This window comes from Isoptericola sp. GX10416 (assembly GCF_056590155.1).
This window is the reverse complement of sequence record NZ_JBWPVO010000015.1, coordinates 49628-71439: the sequence shown is the minus strand read 5'-3', so window position 1 is coordinate 71439 and position 21812 is coordinate 49628. Positions and strand designations below refer to the sequence as shown.

The window sequence follows — 21812 nt, the reverse complement described above, 5'->3', positions numbered from 1 at the left end:
CGCCACGATCTCGGCGGGCCGACTACTACCCCGGCTGGCCTGCCACGACCTCGGCGGTCAGGCGCCTCGGGGGGTACGGAACGCGCGGTGGTCCGTGGGCTCCTCCTCGGCCCGGATCACGTGCATGACCGCGTTGATGAGGGCCAGGTGGGTGAACGCCTGCGGGAAGTTGCCGAGGTGCCGGCCGGTGTGCGGGTCGATCTCCTCGGCGTACAGGTTCAGCGAGGACGCGAAGGACAGCAGGCGCTCGCACAGGGTGCGCGCCTGCTCGATCTCACCGATCTCGCACAGCGCGCTGACGAGCCAGAACGAGCAGATGGTGAACGTGCCCTCCTCGCCCCGCAGACCGTCGTCGGTCTCCTCGGTCCGGTAGCGCAGCACCAGGCCTTCCTCGGTGAGCTCGTCGGCGATGGCCAGCACCGTGGCGCGCACACGCTCGTCGTCCGGCGGCAGGAACCGCAGGAGCGGCACCAGCAGCAGCGAGGCGTCGAGCGCGTCGTCGCCGTAGCGCTGGGTGAAGACGCCGCGCTCGTCGACACCCTTGGCGCAGATGTCGGCGTGGATCTCGTCCGCGAGCTTCTGCCACTGCGCGGCGAAGTCCGGCTCGTCGTAGAGGCGGGCGAGGCGTGCACCACGGTCGAGCGCCACCCAGCACATCAGCTTGGACGACGTGAAGTGCTGCGGCTCGCCACGCACCTCCCACATGCCGCGGTCAGGCAGGTGCCAGTGCTTGGCGGCCTGCTCGACCTGGCACTTGAGCACCGGCCACAGGGCCTCCGGGAGTTGCTCCCGGTTGCGCGTGTGCAGGTAGACCGAGTCGAGCACCGCGCCCCAGACGTCGTGCTGGCGCTGGTCGTAGGCGGCGTTGCCGATCCGCACCGGACTGGCCCCCTCGTAGCCGCTCAGGTGGGACAGCTCCGACTCGGTGAGCTCTTCCTCGCCGCCCACGCCGTACATGATCTGCAGCTCTTTGTTGTCCTGGCAAACGTCCTGGATGAACGCGAAGAAGTCGTTCGCCTCGCGGTCCAGGCCCAGGGTGTACAGCCCCCACAGAGCGAACGTCGAGTCCCGGATCCATGCGTAGCGGTAGTCCCAGTTGCGCTCGCCGCCCGGCGTCTCGGGCAGCGACGTCGTGGCCGCGGCCAGCAGAGCACCTGTCGGCGCGTAGGTCAGGCCCTTGAGGGTCAGCGCCGAGCGCTGCAGGAAGATCCGCCACGGGTGGTCGGGGAACGAGCCCTGCGTGATCCAGTCGCGCCAGAACTGCTCGGTGCGCCACATCTTCTCCAAGGCCTCGTCCCAGGTCGCGGGAGCAGGCAGCGAGGACCAGGCGAGCGCCACGAAGTGTGTCTGCCCCTCCTCGAGGCGGGTGCGGGCGTGCGCCCGCTGCCCCTCGAGCCCGAACCGGAGGTCGGAGCTGAGGCGCAGGTCCGGGTTCTTGCCGCCCATCCTGGCCACGACCGAGGAGTAGCCGTCGTCCAGGTACTCCCACTCCGGCTCCCCCCGGGCGTAGTCCGGCTTGGGGGCGCAGACCACCTCGAGGTCGACGGTGCCCGACACACACTTCACGGTGCGCAGCAGGACGTGCTCGGTGTCGTGGTCGGTGGGCGTGCGCCGGTGCGTCTGCGAGCGCTCCTCGACGTTGTGCCACGGGCCCATGACCATCGCGTCCCGCACCACCAGCCAGCCCGTCGACGTCTGCCAGGTGGTCTCGAGGATCAGGGTGCCCGGCACGTACCGGCGCGCCACCGGGACGCGGGCGCCGTGCGGCCCCACGCGGAACATGCCCGCTCCCCGGTCGAGGATCGACGAGAAGACGCTGGGCGAGTCGGGCCGGGGCAGGCACATCCACTCGATGGCGCCGCTGGGGGCGACCAGTGCGTTGGTCTCGCAGTCGGACAGGAACGCGTACTCCGCGATGGAGGGGAAGGAGCTGCGGCCGTCGGTGCGCGGCGTCGGCTGGGCATCGAGCATCATGACACCAGACTGCTCTGCCCGGGGGGCCGGACGCCAGTCCGTGCCCCGTCGGGCCAAGAAGATTCACACACTTGTGACGTGACGTGTCGATCCCCGGGTTTCCCGTTCGACCTGGGGGTGAGAAGGTCCAGACGGGGCCACCACATCACGGGAGATGAGAAGAATGGCCAAGTACATGCTGATCATGCGCAGCACCGACGAGGCGGAGGCGGCGTTCGCCGACTCCGGCATCGACTTCGACGAGATGCTCGCGACCATGGGGCGTTTCAACAACGAGATGATCGAGGCCGGCGTGCTGGTGGCCGCCGAAGGGCTCGAGGAGGCCGACAAGGGCGTCGTCGTCGACTACTCCACGGACGAGCCGACCGTCACGGACGGGCCGTACGGCGAGACGAAGGAGCTGTTCAACGGCTACTGGATCCTCGACGTCCCCACCATCGACGACGCCGTCGCGTGGGCGAAGAAGGCCCCGCTGGCAGGCCCGGGCATGAAGTCCGAGATCCGCCGCATCCCCACGATCGACGAGTTCCCCGCGGACAACGAGTGGATCCAGGCGGAGCGCGCCTGGCGCGAGCGCACCGGCCAGCTCTGAACCGCACCACGCCGAGAACGTCTTTCGAGGAGGAACCATGCCGAAGTACATGCTGATCATGCGCGGGACCGACGAAGGTCAGGCTGCCTACGAGCAGACGGACTTCAACGAGGTCATCGCCGCCATGGGCCGCTACAACGAGTCCATGATGGACGCCGGGGTGCTCTCCGCCGGTGAAGGGCTCTCCGACGCGTCCGAGGGCGCCGTCGTCGACTTCTCCACCGACACCCCGGTGGTGACGGACGGGCCGTACGGCGAGACGAAGGAGCTGTTCAACGGCTTCTGGATCATCGACGTCTCCACCCGCGACGAGGCGGTCGAGTGGGCCAAGCGCGCGCCGCTGAGCGGCCCGGGTACGAAGCTCGAGGTCCGCCGGGTGAACGGCGACGAGGACTTCCCGCAGGACAACGAGTGGATCCAGAAGGAGAAGGAGTGGCGCAAGGACCTCGGGACCGAGTGAGCGCACCGCGCGGGGTGCCCGACGACGGCACCCCGGCTCCGGCGTCCGGTGTCGGGACCGACGATGGTCCCGACACCGGGCGCCGTGCGCTCGAGGCGACCTGGCGCATCGAGTCCGCGCGGATCGTCGGTGCGCTGGCCCGCTACACCGGTGACCTCGCGCTGGCCGAGGACGTGGCGTCCGAGGCCGTCGCCGAGGCCCTCGTGAGCTGGCCGCGCGACGGGGTGCCCCGCGACTCGACGGCCTGGCTCCTCGCCACCGGGCGCCGTCGGGCCATCGACGCGTTCCGCCGTCGGGCCGGCCGCGACGTGCGGTACGCGGCGTTCGCCCGCGACCTGGACGAGGGCGGCGTGCACGCCGGGGCCACGCCGTCGGGCGACGACGAGCCCGACCTGCTGTGGGACCCCGACCGCATCGAGGACGACAAGCTCGCCCTGATCTTCACCTCCTGCCACCCGGTGCTGCCCAAGGAGGCGCGCGTCGCGCTGACGCTGCGGGTGGTCGGGGGACTGACGAGCGAGGAGATCGCGCGGGCCTTCATCGTCCCCACCCCGACGATCCAGGCGCGCATCACCCGGGCGAAGAAGCAGCTCGGCGCGGCCCGGGTCCCGTTCGAGGTGCCGCCCGCGGACGAGCGGCCCGCGCGGCTCGGATCGGTGCTGAACGTGCTGTACGTGATCTTCACGGAGGGCTCCTCGGCGTCGGGCGGTGGTGACTGGATCCGGACGGACCTCGCCCGGGAGGCGATCCGGCTGGCGCGCGTCCTGTCGCGTCTGATGCCCGACGAGCCCGAGGCGGCCGGGCTGCTCGCCCTGCTCGAGCTGACGGCCGCCCGCTTCCCGGCACGCACCGGCCCGGACGGTGAGCCGATCCTCCTGGCCGACCAGGACCGGCGGCGGTGGGACGCCTCGGCGGTCCGGCGCGGCCGGGCCGCCCTCGCGCGTGCCGAGGCAGCCGGTCGGGGGCTGGGCCCTTACGCGCTGCAGGCGGCCATCGCCGAGCAGCACGACGTCGCGGACTCGGTGGACGGCACCAACTGGGCGCGGATCGTCCGGCTGTACGAGGCGCTCGGCCGGGTGGCGCCGTCGCCCGTGGTGGAGCTCAACCGGGCGGTGGCCGTGTCGATGGCGTCCGGGCCGGAGGCGGCGCTCGAGATCGTGGACGTGCTGGTCGGCTCCGGCGCGCTGGCCGGGTCCTACCTGCTGCCGAGCGTGCGGGGCGAGCTGCTGTCCCGGCTGGGGCGGCGTGACGAGGCCCGGCGCGAGCTCGAGACCGCGGCGCAGCGGTGCGGCAACGAGCGCGAGCGCGGCGTGCTGGAGGCCAAGGCCGCCGCCCTGGGCCCGCCGTCAGGCTGAGCTCGTCGCGGCGGCACGTCGGCGCCGGAGCGTCGGCAGGGTGGCCACCGCGACGCCCGCCAGGGCCAGGGCGCCACCGAGCAGCGCGGCCGGAGCGGGCACCTCCGCGAGGAGTGCCCACGACAGCAGGACGACGACGGCCGGCACCGCGTAGGTCGTGGCGGCGGTGCGCCCGGCGCTCGCTCGCGTCAGCACGTACCCCCAGGTGCTGAACGCGATCGCCGTGGGGAAGACCCCGAGGTAGACGATGCCGAGCACGGTCGACGTCGTTGCCCCGGACACCTGGCTCACCAGGCCCGGCAGGAACGGCAGGGAGGCCACCGTGCCGGCGAGGCAGCCCAGCCAGGTCATGGTGAGGGCGTCGACACGGGGCAGCAGCCGCTTCTGGAGCGTCGCGGCGCCCGCGTACAGGACGGCGGAGACGAGGCCCAGCACGACGCCGACGGCATCGAACCGGCCCGAGGAGGTCGTGGTGGCGATGACGACGACGCCGGCGAACGCCACGGCGATCCCGACCAGGAGCCGTCGAGGGAACCCCTCGCCCAGGAGCGCGCCGGCGAGGACGGCGACGAGCATCGGGGCGATGTTCACCAGCAGGGCGGTCGTACCGGCGTCCAGGTGCTGCTCGGCGGCGTTCAGCGTGAGGTTGTACGCGCCGAACCAGGCCACGCCCCAGACCAGGACGAGGAGCAGCACGCGTCCGCGCGGGACCGCCGTCCGCCCAGGGCCGGCCGGCACGCCGGTGGTGGCCGGCACGCTCGTGGTGGCAGCGCGGGCGCGTCGGCGGGCGCGCACGACGAGGAGCATCGCCGTCAGCGCGACGCTGCCCACGGCGACGCGGCCGAGGGTCAGGGGGCCGGGGTCGACGTCGTGGCCGACGGCGCGGATCGCGACGAAGGCCGAGGCCCAGAGCAGCACGGTGACGGTCATGGCGGCGGCCGTCAGACGTCCGGCGCGGCGGGTCGTGGCGCTGGGTCCGGTGGCGCGAGGTGCCGTGGCGCGGGGTCCCGTGGCGGGCGCGGTCGCTGCGGTGCTGCTCGTGGTCATGTATCGATGGTGGACCGAGCGAAGGTTCAGCACCAGTCCCGATATCTATCGCATCATTCAGTATCGCTGTATTGTTCATGGCATGCTGGACGTCCACCGCCTGCGCATCTTCCGCTCCGTCGTGGCGAGCGGCTCCGTGGCCGCGGCCGCCGCCAACCTCGGCTACACGCCGTCGGCCGTGAGCCAGCACGTCTCCGCCCTGCAGCGCGAGACCGGCCTGCAGCTCGTCGCCCGGCACGGCCGCGGCGTGCGGCCCACCGCGGCCGGCGAGGCGCTCGCGGCCCAGGCCGACGGGGTCCTCGCGCGGCTCGGCGAGGCCGAGTCGTTCATCGCCGACCTCCGCTCGGGCCGCACCGGACGGCTCTCCATCGCGTACTTCGCCTCCGTCGGGGCGGCCTGGCTGCCGCGCGTGGTCAGCACGCTCACCGACAGGTTCCCCGGGCTGCGCCTCGAGCTCGAGCTGCGCGAGGACGTGCCGACCGACGCTGCGCAGCGCGCCGACCTCCAGGTCGCCGTCGCCCGGCGCGGGTACGAGCCCGGCCAGGGCTTCACGGCGCACCACCTGCTCGACGACCCGTACGTCGCCGTCCTGCCGGTGGACCACCCGTTCGCCGGCCGCGACGAGATCGAGCTGGCCGAGCTCGCCGACGACGCCTGGATCGACAACGACTTCGCCCGCGGCTGGTGCCGCCGCAACCTCCTCGAGGCCTGCCGTGCGGCCGGGTTCAGCCCGGCGTTCCGCGTCGAGGCGCACGACTACCCGACCGCGCTGGCCTTCGTCGCGGCCGGGATCGGTATCACCGTGCTCCCCGAGCTCGGCGCCGCGCACCTGCCGCGGGGGACGATCGGCGTCCCCGCCGTGCGTCCCACCCCCTCGCGGACCATCTACGCGGTGGTGCAGGACGCCGTCGCCCACACGCCGCCGGTCCGCGCCGCGGTGGACGTGCTGCGCGAGGTGGCCGGCGACCCCGCGTAGGCTTGACGCGCACCTGCCGCAGGGAGACACGACCCGCGGCTCCCCGAGAACGGATGAGGTATCCCGTGACCACGCTCCCCACCGCCACCGGCTCGTTCGGCGACAAGCCCGAGATCACGTTCCCGGAGGGCGACGCGCCGACCGGTCTGCAGGTGCAGGTCCTCGCCGAGGGCGACGGGCCCGTCGTCGACGCCGGCCGCACCATCGTCGTGAACTACCTCGGCCAGACCTGGGGCGGCGACGTCTTCGACAACTCCTGGGACCGCGGTCAGACGATCGACTTCCCGATCGGCGTGGGCGCCGTCATCGGCGGCTGGGACAAGGGCCTCGTGGGCCGCAACGTGGGCGACCGCGTGCTGCTGTCCATCCCGGCCGAGCACGGCTACGGCTCGCGCGGCGTGCCGCAGGCCGGCATCCCCGGCGGTGCGACGCTGGTCTTCGTCGTCGACGTCGTGGGCGTGCGCTGAGCGTTCTTGGTTTCGAGCGGGGCGAAGGAACCCGTGCGAGCTCGCGTTCACGGGCCCCAGGGGGCCCTCCACTTCGGGAGATGACGAGCTCGCACGGCTTCCTTCGCCCCGCTCTTGTGTGTCCGGCTCAGCCTCGTCCACCACGCGAGGGGTTGGGGGTGTGGAGGGGTCAGGGCTTGCGGGAGCGGGTGACCGTGAAGCGGGGGTCCTGGGCCACGTGCTCCGTGGGGCCGACGGCGCGGGCCAGCGAGCCGCGGTAGCGCAGCTTCGTGTTGAACACGCACCACAGCTCGCCGCCCGGCCGCAGGATCCGGCCCGCGGTCGCGAACATCCGGTGCGCCGCGTCCGTGCTCACCGCCGCCCGGTCGTGGAACGGCGGGTTGAGCAGCACGAGGTCCGCGCTCGCGTCGGGCAGGTCGTCGCCCGCGTCGCTCCTCGTCACGGTGCCCTCCACGCCGTTCGCCGCCAGGGTGGCCCGGGCGGAGGCGACCGCCGCCGCCGAGCGGTCGGTGCCGATCACCCGGGCGTCCGGGTAGCGGCGACCCAGCACCACCGCGAGCAGCCCGGTGCCGGAGCCGAGGTCGACGGCGTCCCGCACCCGGGAGGCCGCGGGCCAGCGCCCTGCGGTGCTCAGCAGGAACCGGGTGCCGTGATCGAGTCCGGCGCCGGCGAAGGTGCCACCGTGCGCGACGACGTCGACGTGCTCGGCCGGGGCGGCGCCGTCGTGCGTGGGGGTGGCCGCCGCCAGCAGCTCGGGATCCGTGAGGCGCTCGCGGGCCGGGTAGAGCGGCGCGGCCGTACGGGCCTCGGGTCGTGGCGTCGAGGCGACCAGGGCGCGGGACTTGCTTCGCGCCAGGGTGGCGTGCACGGACTCGAACCGGTCGCCGAGCACGTCGTTCATGGCACGCGTCATGTGCTTGATGCGCCCGCCGGCCAGGAGCGTGACGTCGTCGGCGGCGTACCGGGCGACGGCCTCGGCGATCTCGGTGAGCTCGCCCAGCGACTTGGGGAGCTGCAGCAGCACGAGCCGGGCGCCGTCGAGCAGGGTGGGGCCGAGGCCGTCCGACGTTGCGATGCGGCCGTGTACGTCCTCCGGGCCGAGCGCGTCCTGCGACCGGGAGGCGTTGTGGAGCGTCGCCGTCTCGGAGTCGACCGTGTCGTGGTGGGCGCGGACCGTGTCGGCCCCGAGCGCCAGCGCGCCCAGCGTCAGCGCGCCGAACCGGTCACCGATGACGACGACGCCGCGCGGCCCGGCGTCCGCGACGAGCGGTGCCGCCTCGGTCAGCAGAAGACGGTCGGTGGCGTCCACGGCGACGGGAGCGTCGGGGCGCGTGCCGTCGTCGGGCCACGGGACCAGCCGGTCGAGCAGGGCGGTCAACGACGGTGCGGCGGGGGAGGTCACGGGACGACCGTAGTCTGGCCGCATGGACGAAGCCACGTCGTCGGACGCCCGGGTGACCGTGACCTACTGCACGCAGTGCCGCTGGCTGATGCGCGCCGCCTGGGTCGCGCAGGAGCTGCTGCAGACGTTCCGCACGCGGCTCGGCGAGGTCGCGCTCGTGCCCGGCACGGGCGGGGTGTTCCGTGTCGAGCTGGTGCGCTCGCCCGGCGAGGAGCCGGTGCTGCTGTGGGACCGCGAGGCGGAGGGCGGGTTCCCCGAGATCCCGCCGTTGAAGAAGGCCGTCCGGGACGCCGTCGCCCCGGACATGGCGCTGGGGCACACGGACCGGGTGGGCGCCGCGGATCAGGACGGCAGTTCGTGACCTGATCGGCAGTCCGGACTGCCGATCAGATCACGAACTGCCGACGAGATCAGCGGTTCTCGCGGGCTTCCTTCTTCGCGGCCTTCTCGGCCTCGGCCGCGATGCGCTCCTCCTCGGCGCGCACCTTCGCGGCGGTCTCGCGCTCACGCACCAGCCACGCCGGCGGGTCGGCACGCAGCTCGTCGATCTGCTCGCTCGTCAGCGGATCGGTGATGCCGCCGCGCGCCAGACCGGCGATCGAGATGCCGAGCCTGCCCGCGACGACCGGGCGCGGGTGCGGCCCGTTCCGGCGCAGGTCCGCGAGCCACTGCGGGGGGTTCTTCTCCAGCTCCTCGAGCTCGGCGCGCGTGATGCCGTGCTCCTGGAACTCGGGAGGCGTGGCGGGCAGGTACACCCCGAGCTTCTTCGCCGCGTTCGTCGGCTTGAGGACCTGCTGGGAGAAAGGTGTTCCGGCCATGGAGGCAGCCTAGTCGCGGGTGAGCGCCCGAGGCGCCCCGTAGCCTGGGCGCGTGAGCGACGACACCCGCCCCGTGCTGGGCGACACCGGGGCCGACGACGGCGGTCCTGGCCCGGAGGAGGGTCCCCGGTTCCGACTGGGCTACGTCCCCGGGGCGACTCCCGGCAAGTGGGCGAGGACCTGGCGGGAGCGGGTCCCTGAGGTCCACCTCGAGCTGGTCCAGGTGCAGGCTGCCGACGTCCCGTCCGCCCTGCGCGACGTCGAGGTGGACGCCGCGATCGGCCGCCTGCCCGTCGACAAGGACGTCTTCCACGCCATCCGGCTGTACGACGAGCTGCCCGTGGTGGTCGTCTCCCGCGACCACCTGCTGGCTGCGACGGAGGACGACGAACGGGTCACGGTCGACGACCTGGCCGACGACGTGCTGTGGGTGCCCCGCGACGACGTCCTGTTCGGCCCCGTCGACGGCGGCGGTGTCGACCGTCCGGGCCGGCGGCCCGAGGCCTACGACGACGGGACCGGCACCCTGGTGGAACCCGAGCCGGGGACCACCGAGGAGGCGGTCGCGTGGGCCGCCGCAGGGTCCGGCGTCGTGGTGGTGCCGATGTCCCTCGCGCGGCTGCACCACCGCAAGGACGTGGTGACGCGGGTCGTCGAGGGCGTCCCCGACGCGCCCGTGGGGCTGGTGTGGCGGCGGGACGGGCTGGCCGTCGACGTCGCGGAGCTCGTGGAGGAGATGGTCGGGATCGTCCGCGGCCGGACGGCCAACAGTTCACGGGGCCGAGGTGGGCACGCCGCCGGGGCCGAGGCCGACGTGAAGGGTGCGGCGAAGTCACGGGCAAGCTCGTCGGGACGCCAGGGCGGCACCGCGAAGGGCGGCTCGGCGAAGGGCGGCTCGGGCCGGGGGAGCGCGGGGGCGTCGGGCCGCTCGTCGCGCGGCCGGGGTCGCCCGGGCGGCACCGGGCAGGGCCGGCGCCGCAAGCGGTGACCGTCGCCGACGGGGAGCAGGGTCGGGCGTCAGGTCCGGGGCTCCTGGTCGGCGACGCTCCCGGCTACGTGCGCAGCGAGCGCACCGTGTCGAGCGTGTCCGCCTCGTCGGCGGTCTTGTCGTCGCGGTAGCGGACGACCCGCGCGAACCGCAGGGCGACGCCGCCGGGGTAGCGGGGGGACCGCTGCACCCCGTCGAAGGCGATCTCGACGACCTGCTCGGGGCGCACCCGGACGACGTACCCGTCGGTGGGTCCGTCGGCGAGCTCGGTGAAGCGCTCGGTCTGCCAGGCCAGCATCTGGTCCGTCATCCCCTTGAACGTCTTGCCCAGCATCACGAGCTCGCCGGTGGCGGGGTCGCGCGCGCCGAGGTGGATGTTGGACAGCCAGCCCTGGCGGCGGCCGGAGCCCCGCTCGACGGCGAGCACGACGAGGTCGAGCGTGTGCCGCGGCTTGACCTTGACCCAGGCACCGCCGCGCCGCCCGGCGTCGTACGGGGCGTCGAGCGACTTGAGCACGAGCCCTTCGTGCCCGCCGGACACCGTGTCGTCGAAGAACGCCTGGACGGCGTCCGGGTCGGCGGACACGAGGCGGGGCACGACGGCGGAGGGCGGGGCGGCGCTGTCGAGCGCGGCCAGGCGGTCGGCGGCCGGCGCGTCGAGGAGGTCGGTCCCGTCCAGGTGTAGGACGTCGAAGAAGTAGACGCTCAGCGGCGTCCGCCCCTGGTGGCTCTCGGCGTCGTGGCTGCCGGTGCGCGCGGCGGTCTCCTGGAAGGCTCGCGGCCGTCCGGTCTCGTCCAGGGCGATGGCCTCGCCGTCGAGCACGGCCGACTCGATCGCGAGGGAGCGTGCCAGCGCCACGACCTCCGGCAGCCGTTCGGTGACGTCGTCGAGCGAACGGGTGAACACGGCGACGTCGTCACCGTCCTTGTGCAGCTGGATGCGGATGCCGTCGAGCTTGGTGTCCGCCGCGACCGCAGCGCCCTCGAACTTCTCGAGCGCGGCGCCGACGTCGGGAGCCGAGGAGGCGAGCATGGGACGGACGGGGCGGCCCACCTGGAGGCGGAAGGACTCGAGCGCCTCCGTGCCGTCCGTGAGCGCTGCCCGGGCGATCGGCCCGGAGAGGGCGCTGAACATCGCGGCCCGGCGCACTGCCTTGAGCGGGACGTCCGCCGCGGTGGCGATGGCGTCCAGCAGCAGCGAGTCGAGGGCGCCCTGTCGTAGCTCGCCGAGCACGAGCCCGGTGAGGAAGCGTTGCTCGTCGGGCGTGGCGCGCGAGTAGAGGTCGGACAGCGCGCCCGCCCGGGCCGCCTGGGAGCCGGGGCCCTGCAGGTGGGACAGGGCCTCGAGGGCTTCGTCGACCTCGACGGGGGTGAGGCTCGGCGTCCTCGCCGCGGGCGGCGGGTCGCTGAGGGATCGGTACCCGACCCCGGTGCGGCGCTGGCGTGCCCGGCCGGACAGGTAGGAGGCCACGACCTCGATCTCGGTGCCTCGCTGCTCGGTCGGCACGTCGTCCCGCTCTGCCGCGGAGCGCAGGGCCTCGGCCAGCAGCTCGCGCTTGCGCAGGCGGGAGCGTGTCGCGGCGACCGCGGCGTGGGTCTTCACGAGCTCGGCGAGCAGCACCGTCCCATCGTGGCAGCGAGCACCGACACCCGCGAAGCAGTACCTGCTGGCCTGCGGAGGTGCCGGGGGTCCGCGGTGCCGGAGGTGCTACTTCGCGGCGGCTGTGGCGTGCTCGGCGTCGTAACCGGCGCGCGACGCCAGGACGTCGCCGGCGTGGGCGAGGGTCCACCGCTCGATCGCGCGGATCGGCTCGAGGGCGCCCTGACCGGCGTCGGTGAGGGCGTACTCGACGCGCGGTGGCACCTCCGCGTGGACGGTGCGGGCGACGAGACCGTCGCGCTCGAGGCCGCGGAGGGTCTGCGTCAGCATCTTCTGGGACACGCCGTCGACACGGTGGGCGAGCGCGGTGAAGCGCAGCGGGCCGCCGTCGAGCGCACCGAGCACCAGCACCGACCACCGGTCGGCGATGCGGTCCAGGACGGTGCGGCTCGGGCAGCCGCGCTGGTACGGGTCGAACGGGAGCTGGGTCACGGTTCCTCCTTGCGAACCGCCAGTCTACGACTTAATCTCTCCGTTGGAGAGTGACTCTCCGACAGTAACTATCAGAGGAGCACGTCAGATGGCTCGCATCACCGTGATCGGCGGCACCGGCTACGCCGGCACCCACATCGTCCGGGAGGCCGTCGCGCGCGGTCACCAGGTCCGGTCCGTCAGCCGGTCGGTCCCTGCCGAGCAGGTCGACGGCGCCGAGTACACCGAGGGCTCCGTGCTCGACGACGCCACGATCGCCGCCGCGCTCGACGGCACAGACGTCGTCGTTGCCTCGGTGTCGCCCCGTGGGGACATGGCCGGGCAGGTCCGCCCGGCGTACGCGCGCCTCGCCGCCGCGGCCCAGGAGCGCGGCGTGCGCCTCGCCGTCGTCGGCGGTGCCTCGTCGCTGCACGTGGCCGAGGGTGGCCCGCGACTGCTCGACACCCCGGAGTTCCCGGACGCGTTCAAGGACGAGGCGAGGGAGTTCGCCGACATCCTCGACGACCTGCGCGCCGCGCCTGCCGCGCTCGACTGGTTCTACCTGAGCCCCGCCTCGACGTTCGGCGCCTACGCTCCCGGCGAGGACACCGGCAGCTACCGCGTCGGCGGCGACGTGCTGCTCACCGACGACGCGGGGGACTCCGAGATCTCCGGCGGCGACTTCGCTCGCGCCGTCGTCGACGAGATCGAGGAGCCCGCCCACTGGCGCACCCGGTTCGCCGTGGCGCACTGAGCCGTCCGGGCGGGCGCCTCGCGGGAGGGTCGTGCTGCTCAGGCCCGCAGGCGGCCCATCGCCCGCACACCGAGCACGATGCCCAGCGCGGCCATGGCCAGTGAGACGAGCAGCCCCGACGCGATGCTCGGGTCGGTGAGGTCGCCGGCGAACAGGGCACGCTGGGCGTCCACGGTGTGGGCCATGGGATTGGCCCGGGACAGGGCGTACAGCCAGTCGGGAGCCACCTGCATCGGCAGCAACGCACCCGAGGTGACGATCAGCGGCGTGTAGATCAGCGTGACGACGCCCCAGAACGCGTAGGCGTTGCGCAGCCCCACGCCGGCGGCCAGGGACAGGAGCGCCAGCCCGGCCGCGAGGGCGGCGAGCTCGACGGCGGCCAGCAACGCGCCGGCGACGGGCACCCGCAGGCCCAACGGCGCCGTCACGGCGACGATGACGAGCGCCTGCACCAGGACGGTCGCGATGACGCGCAGGACCCGCCCGGTGAGGATCGCGGTGCGGTGGGTGGGGGTGACGAGCAGGCGCTCCAGGGACCCGGCGGCGCGCTCCTCCTGGATCCCCGCCCCGATGAACGCGGCCGTGCTGAACGTCATGATGACGAGCATCCCGGGCACGAACCACTGCATGGTGCTCGACGCACTGGCCGGGGCGGCGCCGACCGCCCCGGCCAGCGGCGCGAACAGCAGCAGGAGGAGCAGCGGGTCGGCGAGCGACTCGACGTACGGCCAGGGGGTGCGCAGCTTGGCGCGCACGTCGCGCTCGAAGAGGGTGGCGGTGTCGCTCAGGGCGGTCATGAGGGTCTCCCGTCGGGGGGGGGGGGGGGGGCTGGTGGGCAGGTCGACGTGGCGCGGGTCAGGCCGCGGCCTCCTCGCGCAGGCTGCGGCCGGTGAGGGTGAGGAAGACGTCGTCGAGCGTGGGCCGCTGCACCCGCGTTCCTCGCATCCGCACGCCCGAGGCGTCCAGGGCGCGCACGACGTCGGGTGTCACGCTGTCGCCCTCGGCGATCCGGAACCGGACGAGGTCACCGGTCGCGTCGACGTCCTGGGCGCCGGCCAGCCCTCCGGCGATCCGGGCGGCGGCGGGCGCGTCGGCGGCGTCGGCGAGCTCGACGGTCACGAGGTCGCCGGACACCTTGCCCTTGAGCTGGCTCGGCGTCCCGTCCGCGATGATCTGGCCGTGGTCGATGACGACGACGCGGTCGGCGGCCGCGTCGGCCTCGTCGAGGTAGTGCGTGGTGAGCACCACGGTGGTGCCGGCCGCGGCGCGCATCCGCGCGATGTGGTCCCACAGGTGGGCCCGGCTCTGCGGGTCGAGGCCGGAGGACGGCTCGTCGAGGAAGACCAGCGGCGGGTGGTGGACCAGGCCCATCGCGAGATCGAGGCGCCGCCGCTGCCCGCCGGAGAGCGTGGCGACGTCACGGTCGGCCAGGCCGGTGAGCTGCAGGTCGTCGATCAGCTCGGCGGCGCGGGTGCGGGCGGCGCGGCGCGGCAGCCCGTAGAGCCGCGCCTGTGCGGTGAGCTCCTCGACGACGCGCAGGCCGTCGAACGAGCCGTGTCCCTGGCCGATGGAGCCGATGCGTCGGCGCACCTCCACCGGCGCGCGGGCGACGTCGTACCCGGCGACGGTCGCGGTGCCGCGGGTGATCGGGAGCATCGTGGTGAGCATGCGCAGGGTGGTGCTCTTGCCGGCGCCGTTGGGCCCGAGCAGGGCCACGGTCTCGCCCTCGGCGACGTCGAGGTCGATCGCGCGGACGGCCTCCACGGGGCCGTGGTCGGTGCTGAAGGTGCGCGTGAGGCTCCGGGTGCGGATCATCGTCGGTCCTCTCGAGGGATATGCATTACGTGTCGCAACGAAACTAAACGCTAGGATGAGGGCATGTCAACGGCCTTCCCCGAGTCCGCACGCGTCGGCCGTCCGCGGGACACCGGGATCGACGACGCGGTGCTCACCGAGACGATCGCGGCACTGGACGACGTCGGGTACACCCGGCTGTCGCTGGGGGACGTCGCGCGGCGCGCCGGCACGTCCAGGCCGGCCCTCTACCGACGCTGGCCCACACGGCAGCGCCTCGTGCTCGCGGCGCTGGAGCGCCGGATCGGGAGCGTCGAACCGCCCGACACCACGTGCACGATGTGCGACCTCGCCGAATGCCTCGGCCTCTTCGTCGAGGCGTTCGAGCAGCTACCGCCCGGCGTCCTCGCGCCGCTGCTGGGAGACACGGCGGACGACGCCGGGCTGCGCGCGGAGTTCATGGCACGGCTCTTCGACCCACCCCGTGAGGCCGTGCGGCGCACGCTGTCCCGCGCGCGTGACCGCGGCGACCTGCGCGAGGACCTCGACCTGGACCTCGCCGTCGACCTGCTCGGGTCGTTCGTGCACTACCGCGCACTCTTCGGCCACGCGGCCACGACGCCCATCGAGATCGAGGCAGCGGTGGAGACGATCCTGCAGGGCGTCGCGGCCGACTACGACGCCCTGGTCGCCCACGCGACGGGCAGCGACGTCGTGGCGGCGCCGCACGAGCTGCACCCTCGCCCGGAGTGACGCCGCGCCGCGCCCGCCGGTGTCAGGCGGCGTCGGGGAAGGGGACGCCCGTGGTCGCGTGGCAGCGGTAGCCGTGCGGGTTCTTCGCGTCCGACAGGTACTGCTGGTGGTAGTCCTCGGCGTAGTAGAACGGCCCCGCCTCGGCGGCCGGCCGCATGTCGGTGGTGATCGGGTCGTAGCCCTTCGTGGCCAGGACCTCGCCGTACCGCTCGGCGGTGGTGCGTACCGACTCGGCCTGCGCCGGCGTCGTCCAGTACACCGCCGAGCGGTACTGGGTGCCGACGTCGTTGCCCTGGCGGTAGCCCTGCGTCGGGTCGTGCCGCTCCCAGAAGATCTTGAGCAGCTCGTCCTCGTCCACCCGGGCCGGGTCGTACGCGACCATCGCGGTCTCGGTGTGCCCCGTGCGGGCCGAGCACACCTCCTCGTACGTGGGGTTCGGCGTCGTGCCACCCATGTAGCCGACGGCGGTGCTCACCACGCCGGGGACCTGCCAGTAGATCTCCTCGGCGCCCCAGAAGCAGCCCATCGCGAGGTAGAGCACGCGCGTGCCCGGCTCCCACGGGCCGGTGAGCGAGGTCCCCAGGACGGTGTGCGACCGCGGGGCGGGCAGGATCGGCGACTCACGGCCCGGCAGGGCGTCCTCGGGGGTCACCATCGTGGTCTTGGCCGACTGGCCGAACAGGTTCTCGAACATCGCGTCGCCTCCTTGGTGCGGTGCGGGGGCGTTCCGCCGACCCCGCACCTGCGCAACGATGCGGGGCGCGCGGGTGTTCCGTGGTCGTCGCCCGCCCCTCCGCTGTGGGTGCACGACGCGCCGCTGACCCGAAGCGCATGTCGGCGTGTCGTGCACCCACAGCGCAGAGAGGGGGTGCGGGGTGTCGGGGGCTGGGCGTAGCGTCGCAGCATGACGCAACCGGTCGACGTCGACGAGTTCCTGCTGCCCGACGCGGCGGCCTGGCGTGCGTGGCTCGACGAGCACGAGGACTCCGCGCCCGACGGCGTCTGGCTGGTCCTGGCGCGCAAGGGCCAGGACGCCCCGACCACCCTCACCCGCGCCGCGGCGCTGGAGGAGGCGCTGTGCAGCGGCTGGATCGACGCGCAGGCGAAGAGCCGTGACGGCGCCACGAGCCTCCAGCGGTACTGCCCGCGACGACGCCGCAGCATCTGGTCCGTGCGCAACCGCGAGATCGTCGCGCGGCTGATCGACGAGGGCCGGATGCGCCCGCGTGGCCAGGCGGAGATCGACCGCGCGAAGCAGGACGGCCGCTGGGACGCCGCCTACGCCGGGCCGGCCACGATCGAGATGGCCCCCGCGCTCACGGCGGCGCTCGCGGAGAGCCCGCGCGCGACAGCGATGTGGGAGATCCTCACCTCCCAGAACCGCTTCGCGATCCTGCACCGCCTGACGACGGCGAAGAAGGAGGAGACGAGGGTCCGCAACGCCGCGAAGTTCGTCGCGATGCTCGAGCGCGGCGAGACGGTCCACCCGCAACGGCGCACCCTCGACACGGACTGACCGTTCCGCCGTCGGCGAACCCCGGACCTGCCGCGACATCGTCGCGCAGCGCTGCTTCCGGCCATTTAGTGTGGGTCCGTGAACGCCCCTCAGGAGACGTCTGCCAACGGACGTGACATGGTCCCCGCCAGCGTGCGGGGCGCTGCGGCGTGGTCGTGGCGGCTGCTGATCATCGCTGCCGGTGTCGCCGGCTTCTTCTGGTTGCTCGCCCAGCTCAAGACGATCGCCGTCCCGGTCGCGATCGCCCTGCTCATCACCATCCTGCTGCGCCCCCTGCGGCTCACGCTCGAGCGGTGGCACGTGCCCCGCGGGCTGGCCACGGCGCTGTCCATCCTGGGACTCATCGCGTTCGTCACCGGCCTGATCGTGATCGCGGGCCAGTCGATCGTCAACGGCTTCCAGGACCTGTGGGACCAGGCTGTGGCGGGTTTCGAGGAGTTCCTCAGCTGGCTGTCGGACGGGCCGCTCGGCCTCGACACGGCCACGCTGAGCGATCTCGGCAGCCAGGCGCAGGACATGGTCGCGGACCAGAGCTCGTCGCTGATCACCGGCGCGCTCGGCGCCGCCACGACGGTCGGCCACGTGCTGGTCGGCATCATCATCGCGCTCTTCTGCACGATCTTCTTCCTGCAGGACGGCCGGAGCATCTGGACCTGGGTCGTCAACATCCTGCCGATCGCCGCCCGGGAGAAGGTCCACCAGGCCGGCCGGCGCGGCATGGTCACCCTGTCGTCCTACGTGCGCACCCAGATCCTGGTGGCCCTGGTCGACGCCCTGGGCATCGGCATCGGCTCCGCGTTCTTCGTCCCGGCACTCGCGATCCCGATCGGCATCCTCGTCTTCGTCGGCTCGTTCGTCCCGATCCTCGGCGCCATCGTGACCGGCGCGATCGCCTGCGCCGTCGTCCTCGTGGCCGAGGGGTGGGTCGCCGCGGCGATCATGCTCGGCATCGTGCTGCTGGTCCAGCAGGCGGAGAGCCACATCCTCCAGCCGTTCCTCATGGGCCACGCGGTCTCCCTGCACCCGGTGGCCGTGGTCCTGGTCGTCGCGGCCGGCAGCCTTGCGGCGGGCCTCATCGGGGCGCTGTTCGCGGTGCCGCTCGCCGCCGTCCTCAACACCGTCATGCAGTACCTGCACGGGCACGACAAGTTCCCCGAGCTCGGCACCGACGACCATCTGCCGCTGCTGCGCCGCCGTCCCTCCCTCGCGGACCTGCCAGGTACGCTCCTGTGGCCGAGCCGGTCGGGCGCGTCGCAGGACGACGCCGGTGCAGCACCCACCACCTCGGGTGATGTTCCTGCCGCACCGGCTGACGATGCCGGACCGGCAGGAGAGAGCAGGACGTGACAGCACCGCACCCCATCCATCGTGTGACACTGGCCGACGTCAGGGCGGCCGCCGAGCTGCTGGCACCGGTGGTGACGCGCACGCCGGTCCACCCCTTCCGGGCGTTGACGCAGATCGCCGGGGCCGACGTCGTCCTCAAGTGCGAGAACCTGCAGCGCGCCGGGTCGTTCAAGATCCGCGGTGCGTACACGCGGCTCGCGGGCCTGACGCCGGAGCAGCAGGAGCGCGGCGTCGTCGCGGCCTCCGCCGGGAACCACGCGCAGGGCGTCGCGCTCGCCGCGGAGCAGCTCGGCATCCCCGCCGTCGTCTACATGCCGCAGGGCGCCTCGGTACCCAAGCTGGAGGCCACGCGGAGCTACGGTGCCGAGGTGCGCCAGCTCGGTGCCAGCGTGGACGAGGCGCTGAGCGCCGCGCGTGCGGAGGCCGCTCGCACGGGCAAGGTGCTGATCCACCCGTTCGACCACGTGGACGTCGTGGCGGGTCAGGGCACGGTCGCGCTCGAGATCCTCGAGCAGGTGCCCGACGTCGGCACGGTGGTCGTGCCCCTCGGGGGCGGCGGGCTCGTGGCCGGCATCGCCACGGTGCTGGCGGAGCTCGCACCGCACGTCCGGGTCGTCGGCGTGCAGGCGGCGTCGGCCGCCGCGTACCCGGCCTCGCTGGCCGCCGGGCGCCCGCTGGCCGGTGACCTGGGCGCGACGATGGCGGACGGCATCGCCGTCGGCACGCCCGGCGACGTGCCCTTCGAGGTGCTCACCCGGCTCGGGGTCGAGGTGCGGACCGTCACGGAGGACCAGATGTCCCGCGCGCTGCTGATGGTGGCCGAGCGCGGCAAGCTCGTCGTCGAGCCGTCGGCGGCCGCGTCCGTCGCAGCGGTGATGGCCACGCCCCACGCCTACACCGGGACCGTGGTGCCGGTGCTGACCGGTGGGAACATCGACCCGCTGCTGCTGCAGCGCGTGGTGCAGCACGGACTCGTGGCCGCGGGCCGGTACCTGCAGCTCTCGGTGCGGCTGGACGACAAACCGGGGGCGCTGGCCACCCTGCTGGAGACGATCGCCGCCGCCGAGGGCAACATCGTGCGGGTGGACCACCGCCGCACGGACACCACGCTGGAGATCTCCGAGGTGCTCGTGACGCTGCAGCTTGAGACCAAGGGGTACGACCACCGGGCGGCGGTGCTGGACCGGCTGCGCAGCGACGGCTACCGCATCGGCTGAGCGCCGGACCGGACGAGGTCGACCCTGCTCCGCTCCGGGTGTCGATCCGGGCGTCCCCCGTTCGTCGAGGTGGTGACGCGGCCACCAGGGCCGCACGGAGCGAGGAGTCCATGATGCGATTCGTGTCGACGATCCTGTGCAGAGGACCCGAGGTGGAGCGCCACCGGCGGTACGTCGCCGAGCGGCGGTACGGTGTTGGCGACGGCATCGAGGCCGCAGACGTCGCGATGTTCGGACCTGTCGTGTACGTCCGTCCGGACGTCCGGAACCGCTGAGGAGGCAGTGATGCGCTACCTGATGCTGGTGCTCAGCACCCCGCAGGACCCGGACGCCGTCGACGAGAGCGGCGCCCCGGCGATCGAGGACTGGGTGGACCGCTACTACGGCGACGGCACGGCGTCGGCCGGGGACCGGCTGCGTCCGCCCGAGGACGCCGTCGGCGTCCGGGTGCGCGGCCGGAAGGTGCTCGTGACCGACGGTCCGTTCTCGGAGTCGAAGGAGGCGATCGGCGGCTTCGACATCATCGAGGCCCCCGATCTCGACACGGCGATCACCGTCGCCTCCGAGCATCCCATGGCGCACCTCGGGGCGATCGAGCTGCGCCCCTTCTGGCCGCTGGACCTCGACGGGCAGCAGGGAGGTGACCGATGATGCGGTACCTGTTCCTGGTGCGCGAACCCGACGTCCCGGACCGTGGCCCGACCCCTGACATCGACGAGTGCGGGTCCACGACGGTGCGACGGTCGTGACCGACGGCCCCTTCGCGGACTCGAAGGAGATCATCGGCGGTTTCGACATCATCGAGGCGCCGGATCTCGCGGCGGCGCTCGCGATCGCCGCCGAGCACCCTGGTTCGTGGGGCGGATCGACGATCGAGGTGCACCCGTTCTGGCCGACGGGCGGGGACCCGGCGGCGTGACGGGTGCGGCGTCCGCGGTCGAGGACGCGTTCCGCAGCGAGTGGGGGCGCGTCCTCGGCGCCGTCGCGCGCAGCACCGGCGACCTCGACCTCGCGGAGGAGTCGGCGCAGGAGGCGTTCGCGACCGCGCTCCGGACGTGGTCTCGGGACGGCGTCCCCGGCCGGCCGGGTGCCTGGCTGACGACGACGGCTCGTCGGCACGCGATCGACGTCCTGCGGCGGCGTCGCACCGAGGGGGAGAAGACCACCGCGGCGGCGCGTCTCGGGGAGCGGGTGGACGGCGGCCTGCGCGCCGCCGGCGCCGCGGGTGACCCGGTGCCCGACGAGGTCGCGCTCGGGCTGGAGGACGAGGCGTGGGAGACCGACGACCCCGACGGTGACCTGCTGCGCCTGCTGTACACGTGCTGCCACCCGGCGATACCGCTGGACGGGCGGGTGGCGCTCACGCTGAGGTCCCTCACGGGCATGACGACCGCTCAGGTCGCCCGGGCCTTCCTCGTCCCCGAGCCGACGATGGCGCAGCGGCTCGTCCGGGCCAAGCGCCGCATCCGCGCCACGGGGATCGTCTTCCGCGTGCCGCCGCCCACGTTCCTGGCGGACCGCACGGCGGGGGTCCTCGCGGTGCTGTACGTGCTCTTCACCGAGGGTTACGACGCGTGGGCCGAGCCCACCGACGCCGCTGAGGGCACCACCGCCCGTCGAGCACTGGCCGACGACGCGGTGCGGCTCGCGCGCATGGTCGCGCGGCTGCTGCCCCACGAGCCCGAGGCGCAGGGGCTGCTCGCCCTGCTCCTGCTCCAGCACGCCCGGCGGGAGGCCCGTACCGGGCCCGACGGTGCGACCCGCGTCCTGGCGGAGCAGGACCGGATGCGGTGGCGCCAGGACGAGACGGCCGAGGGTCTGGAGGTGCTCGACGCCGCGCTCGCGGCACGACGGCCGGGCCCGTACCAGGTGCAGGCCGCGATCGCGGCGCTGCACGCTCGGGCGGCGGACGGCACGGAGACGGACTGGACCGAGATCCTCGCGCTCTACGACGTCCTGGGCGAGATGACAGGATCGCCCGTCGTCGCGCTGAACCGGGCGGTCGCCGTCGCGCAGGTGCACGGCCCTGGTGCGGCGCTGGAGGCGCTGGACGCCGTCGCCGGCGTTCCGGAGCTGGCCGGCTATCACCTGCTGGCGGGTGTCAGAGCAGACCTGCTCGCTCGGCTCGGGCGGGCGAGTGAGGCCGCCGACGCCCTGCGGACCGCCCTGGCGCTCGTGGACCGCGAGGGGGACCGCCGACTCCTGCGCCGCCGGCTGGCCGACCTGGTGGACCCGGAGACGACATGAGCGTGCCCCCTCGTCCCGTGGAGGGACGAGGGGG

General features: G+C 73.5%; 25 protein-coding genes. 16 read left to right on the top strand and 9 right to left on the bottom strand.

Translation table 11 applies throughout. The features are described from left to right. Positions 1-57 precede the first annotated feature (57 nt). Entirely contained in the window at positions 58-1974 is a 1917-nt protein-coding gene (locus ACWAT2_RS17450) for a glycoside hydrolase family 15 protein (RefSeq protein ID WP_402377567.1), read from the bottom strand. 163 nt (positions 1975-2137) lie between these two features. On the opposite strand from ACWAT2_RS17450, the gene ACWAT2_RS17445 reads away from it, so the two are divergent. From ACWAT2_RS17445 to ACWAT2_RS17435, 3 genes are read left to right on the top strand one after another with little or no spacing between them, the layout of a single operon-like run. Beyond that, positions 2138-2566, top strand: coding sequence for a YciI family protein (locus ACWAT2_RS17445; RefSeq protein WP_402377564.1), 429 nt, complete (start codon positions 2138-2140; stop codon positions 2564-2566). 37 nt (positions 2567-2603) lie between these two features. After that, on the top strand, positions 2604-3026 hold the full coding sequence (locus tag ACWAT2_RS17440; RefSeq protein WP_402377561.1) for a YciI family protein: 423 nt from the start codon (positions 2604-2606) through the stop codon (positions 3024-3026). Beyond that, a complete protein-coding gene (locus ACWAT2_RS17435; protein WP_402377558.1) occupies positions 3023-4381 on the top strand; it encodes an RNA polymerase sigma factor in 1359 nt (452 codons plus the stop codon). The genes ACWAT2_RS17440 and ACWAT2_RS17435 overlap by 4 nt, the downstream gene beginning before the upstream one ends. Here the strand turns inward: ACWAT2_RS17435 and ACWAT2_RS17430 are convergent. Next, positions 4373-5428: a DMT family transporter gene (locus tag ACWAT2_RS17430; protein WP_402377556.1), complete on the bottom strand. Its 1056-nt coding sequence runs from the start codon at positions 5426-5428 to the stop codon at positions 4373-4375. The genes ACWAT2_RS17435 and ACWAT2_RS17430 overlap by 9 nt on opposite strands. Before the next feature lie 82 nt (positions 5429-5510). On the opposite strand from ACWAT2_RS17430, the gene ACWAT2_RS17425 reads away from it, so the two are divergent. Then, complete coding sequence (locus ACWAT2_RS17425; RefSeq protein WP_402377553.1) at positions 5511-6404, top strand: LysR family transcriptional regulator; 894 nt, start codon at positions 5511-5513, stop codon at positions 6402-6404. A gap of 65 nt (positions 6405-6469) precedes the next feature. After that, entirely contained in the window at positions 6470-6871 is a 402-nt protein-coding gene (locus tag ACWAT2_RS17420) for an FKBP-type peptidyl-prolyl cis-trans isomerase (protein ID WP_402377550.1), read from the top strand. A 169-nt stretch (positions 6872-7040) separates the two neighbouring features. Here the strand turns inward: ACWAT2_RS17420 and ACWAT2_RS17415 are convergent, their stop codons facing one another. Further along, the gene (locus tag ACWAT2_RS17415; protein ID WP_402377547.1) at positions 7041-8273 is read right to left on the bottom strand and encodes a class I SAM-dependent methyltransferase; all 1233 of its coding nucleotides are present in this window, start codon (positions 8271-8273) and stop codon (positions 7041-7043) included. A gap of 22 nt (positions 8274-8295) precedes the next feature. On the opposite strand from ACWAT2_RS17415, the gene ACWAT2_RS17410 reads away from it, so the two are divergent. After that, on the top strand, positions 8296-8634 hold the full coding sequence (locus tag ACWAT2_RS17410) for an Rdx family protein (protein ID WP_402377544.1): 339 nt from the start codon (positions 8296-8298) through the stop codon (positions 8632-8634). A gap of 49 nt (positions 8635-8683) precedes the next feature. Here the strand turns inward: ACWAT2_RS17410 and ACWAT2_RS17405 are convergent, their stop codons facing one another. Beyond that, positions 8684-9091 carry a DUF5997 family protein gene (locus ACWAT2_RS17405; RefSeq protein ID WP_402377542.1) on the bottom strand — a complete coding sequence of 136 codons (408 nt, stop codon included), beginning with the start codon at positions 9089-9091 and terminating at the stop codon, positions 8684-8686. A gap of 52 nt (positions 9092-9143) precedes the next feature. Here ACWAT2_RS17405 and ACWAT2_RS17400 point away from each other — a divergent pair, with 52 nt between their 5' ends. Continuing rightward, positions 9144-10079: a LysR substrate-binding domain-containing protein gene (locus tag ACWAT2_RS17400; RefSeq protein ID WP_402377539.1), complete on the top strand. Its 936-nt coding sequence runs from the start codon at positions 9144-9146 to the stop codon at positions 10077-10079. Positions 10080-10143: 64 nt separating this feature from the next. Here ACWAT2_RS17400 and ACWAT2_RS17395 read toward each other — a convergent pair whose 3' ends face one another. Then, a complete protein-coding gene (locus ACWAT2_RS17395) occupies positions 10144-11700 on the bottom strand; it encodes an ATP-dependent DNA ligase (protein ID WP_402377536.1) in 1557 nt (518 codons plus the stop codon). An 87-nt stretch (positions 11701-11787) separates the two neighbouring features. Further along, positions 11788-12171 (bottom strand): winged helix-turn-helix transcriptional regulator, encoded by a 384-nt coding sequence (locus ACWAT2_RS17390; protein ID WP_402377534.1) that lies wholly within the window; start codon positions 12169-12171, stop codon positions 11788-11790. Between the two features lie 88 nt (positions 12172-12259). Here ACWAT2_RS17390 and ACWAT2_RS17385 point away from each other — a divergent pair, with 88 nt between their 5' ends. Then, positions 12260-12904: an NAD(P)-dependent oxidoreductase gene (locus tag ACWAT2_RS17385; protein ID WP_402377531.1), complete on the top strand. Its 645-nt coding sequence runs from the start codon at positions 12260-12262 to the stop codon at positions 12902-12904. A gap of 38 nt (positions 12905-12942) precedes the next feature. On the opposite strand, the gene ACWAT2_RS17380 is transcribed toward ACWAT2_RS17385, so the two are convergent. Together ACWAT2_RS17380 and ACWAT2_RS17375 are read right to left on the bottom strand one after the other, a co-directional pair. After that, positions 12943-13701, bottom strand: a complete 759-nt coding sequence (locus ACWAT2_RS17380) for an ABC transporter permease (RefSeq protein WP_402377529.1) — start codon at positions 13699-13701, stop codon at positions 12943-12945. Positions 13702-13759: 58 nt separating this feature from the next. Then, positions 13760-14719, bottom strand: coding sequence for an ATP-binding cassette domain-containing protein (locus ACWAT2_RS17375; RefSeq protein ID WP_402377527.1), 960 nt, complete (start codon positions 14717-14719; stop codon positions 13760-13762). Between the two features lie 63 nt (positions 14720-14782). Here ACWAT2_RS17375 and ACWAT2_RS17370 point away from each other — a divergent pair, with 63 nt between their 5' ends. Continuing rightward, on the top strand, positions 14783-15451 hold the full coding sequence (locus tag ACWAT2_RS17370; RefSeq protein ID WP_402377525.1) for a TetR/AcrR family transcriptional regulator: 669 nt from the start codon (positions 14783-14785) through the stop codon (positions 15449-15451). 22 nt (positions 15452-15473) lie between these two features. Here ACWAT2_RS17370 and msrA read toward each other — a convergent pair whose 3' ends face one another. Next, on the bottom strand, positions 15474-16145 hold the full coding sequence (msrA, locus tag ACWAT2_RS17365; protein WP_402377522.1) for a peptide-methionine (S)-S-oxide reductase MsrA: 672 nt from the start codon (positions 16143-16145) through the stop codon (positions 15474-15476). Positions 16146-16355: 210 nt separating this feature from the next. Here msrA and ACWAT2_RS17360 point away from each other — a divergent pair, with 210 nt between their 5' ends. From ACWAT2_RS17360 to ACWAT2_RS17330, 7 genes are all read left to right on the top strand, one after another. After that, the gene (locus tag ACWAT2_RS17360) at positions 16356-16967 is read left to right on the top strand and encodes a YdeI/OmpD-associated family protein (protein ID WP_402377520.1); all 612 of its coding nucleotides are present in this window, start codon (positions 16356-16358) and stop codon (positions 16965-16967) included. 117 nt (positions 16968-17084) lie between these two features. After that, positions 17085-18314 (top strand): AI-2E family transporter, encoded by a 1230-nt coding sequence (locus ACWAT2_RS17355; protein WP_402377518.1) that lies wholly within the window; start codon positions 17085-17087, stop codon positions 18312-18314. Further along, on the top strand, positions 18311-19531 hold the full coding sequence (ilvA, locus tag ACWAT2_RS17350; RefSeq protein ID WP_402377515.1) for a threonine ammonia-lyase: 1221 nt from the start codon (positions 18311-18313) through the stop codon (positions 19529-19531). Before ACWAT2_RS17355 ends, ilvA begins: the two co-directional genes overlap by 4 nt. 122 nt (positions 19532-19653) lie before the next feature. After that, positions 19654-19806, top strand: a complete 153-nt coding sequence (locus ACWAT2_RS17345) for a hypothetical protein (RefSeq protein WP_402377513.1) — start codon at positions 19654-19656, stop codon at positions 19804-19806. 10 nt (positions 19807-19816) lie between these two features. After that, positions 19817-20182, top strand: coding sequence for a YciI family protein (locus tag ACWAT2_RS17340; protein WP_402377510.1), 366 nt, complete (start codon positions 19817-19819; stop codon positions 20180-20182). Positions 20183-20276: 94 nt separating this feature from the next. Next, positions 20277-20450, top strand: coding sequence for a YciI family protein (locus tag ACWAT2_RS17335; RefSeq protein WP_402377508.1), 174 nt, complete (start codon positions 20277-20279; stop codon positions 20448-20450). Next, a complete protein-coding gene (locus tag ACWAT2_RS17330) occupies positions 20447-21778 on the top strand; it encodes an RNA polymerase sigma factor (RefSeq protein ID WP_402377505.1) in 1332 nt (443 codons plus the stop codon). Before ACWAT2_RS17335 ends, ACWAT2_RS17330 begins: the two co-directional genes overlap by 4 nt. Positions 21779-21812: the final 34 nt, after the last annotated feature.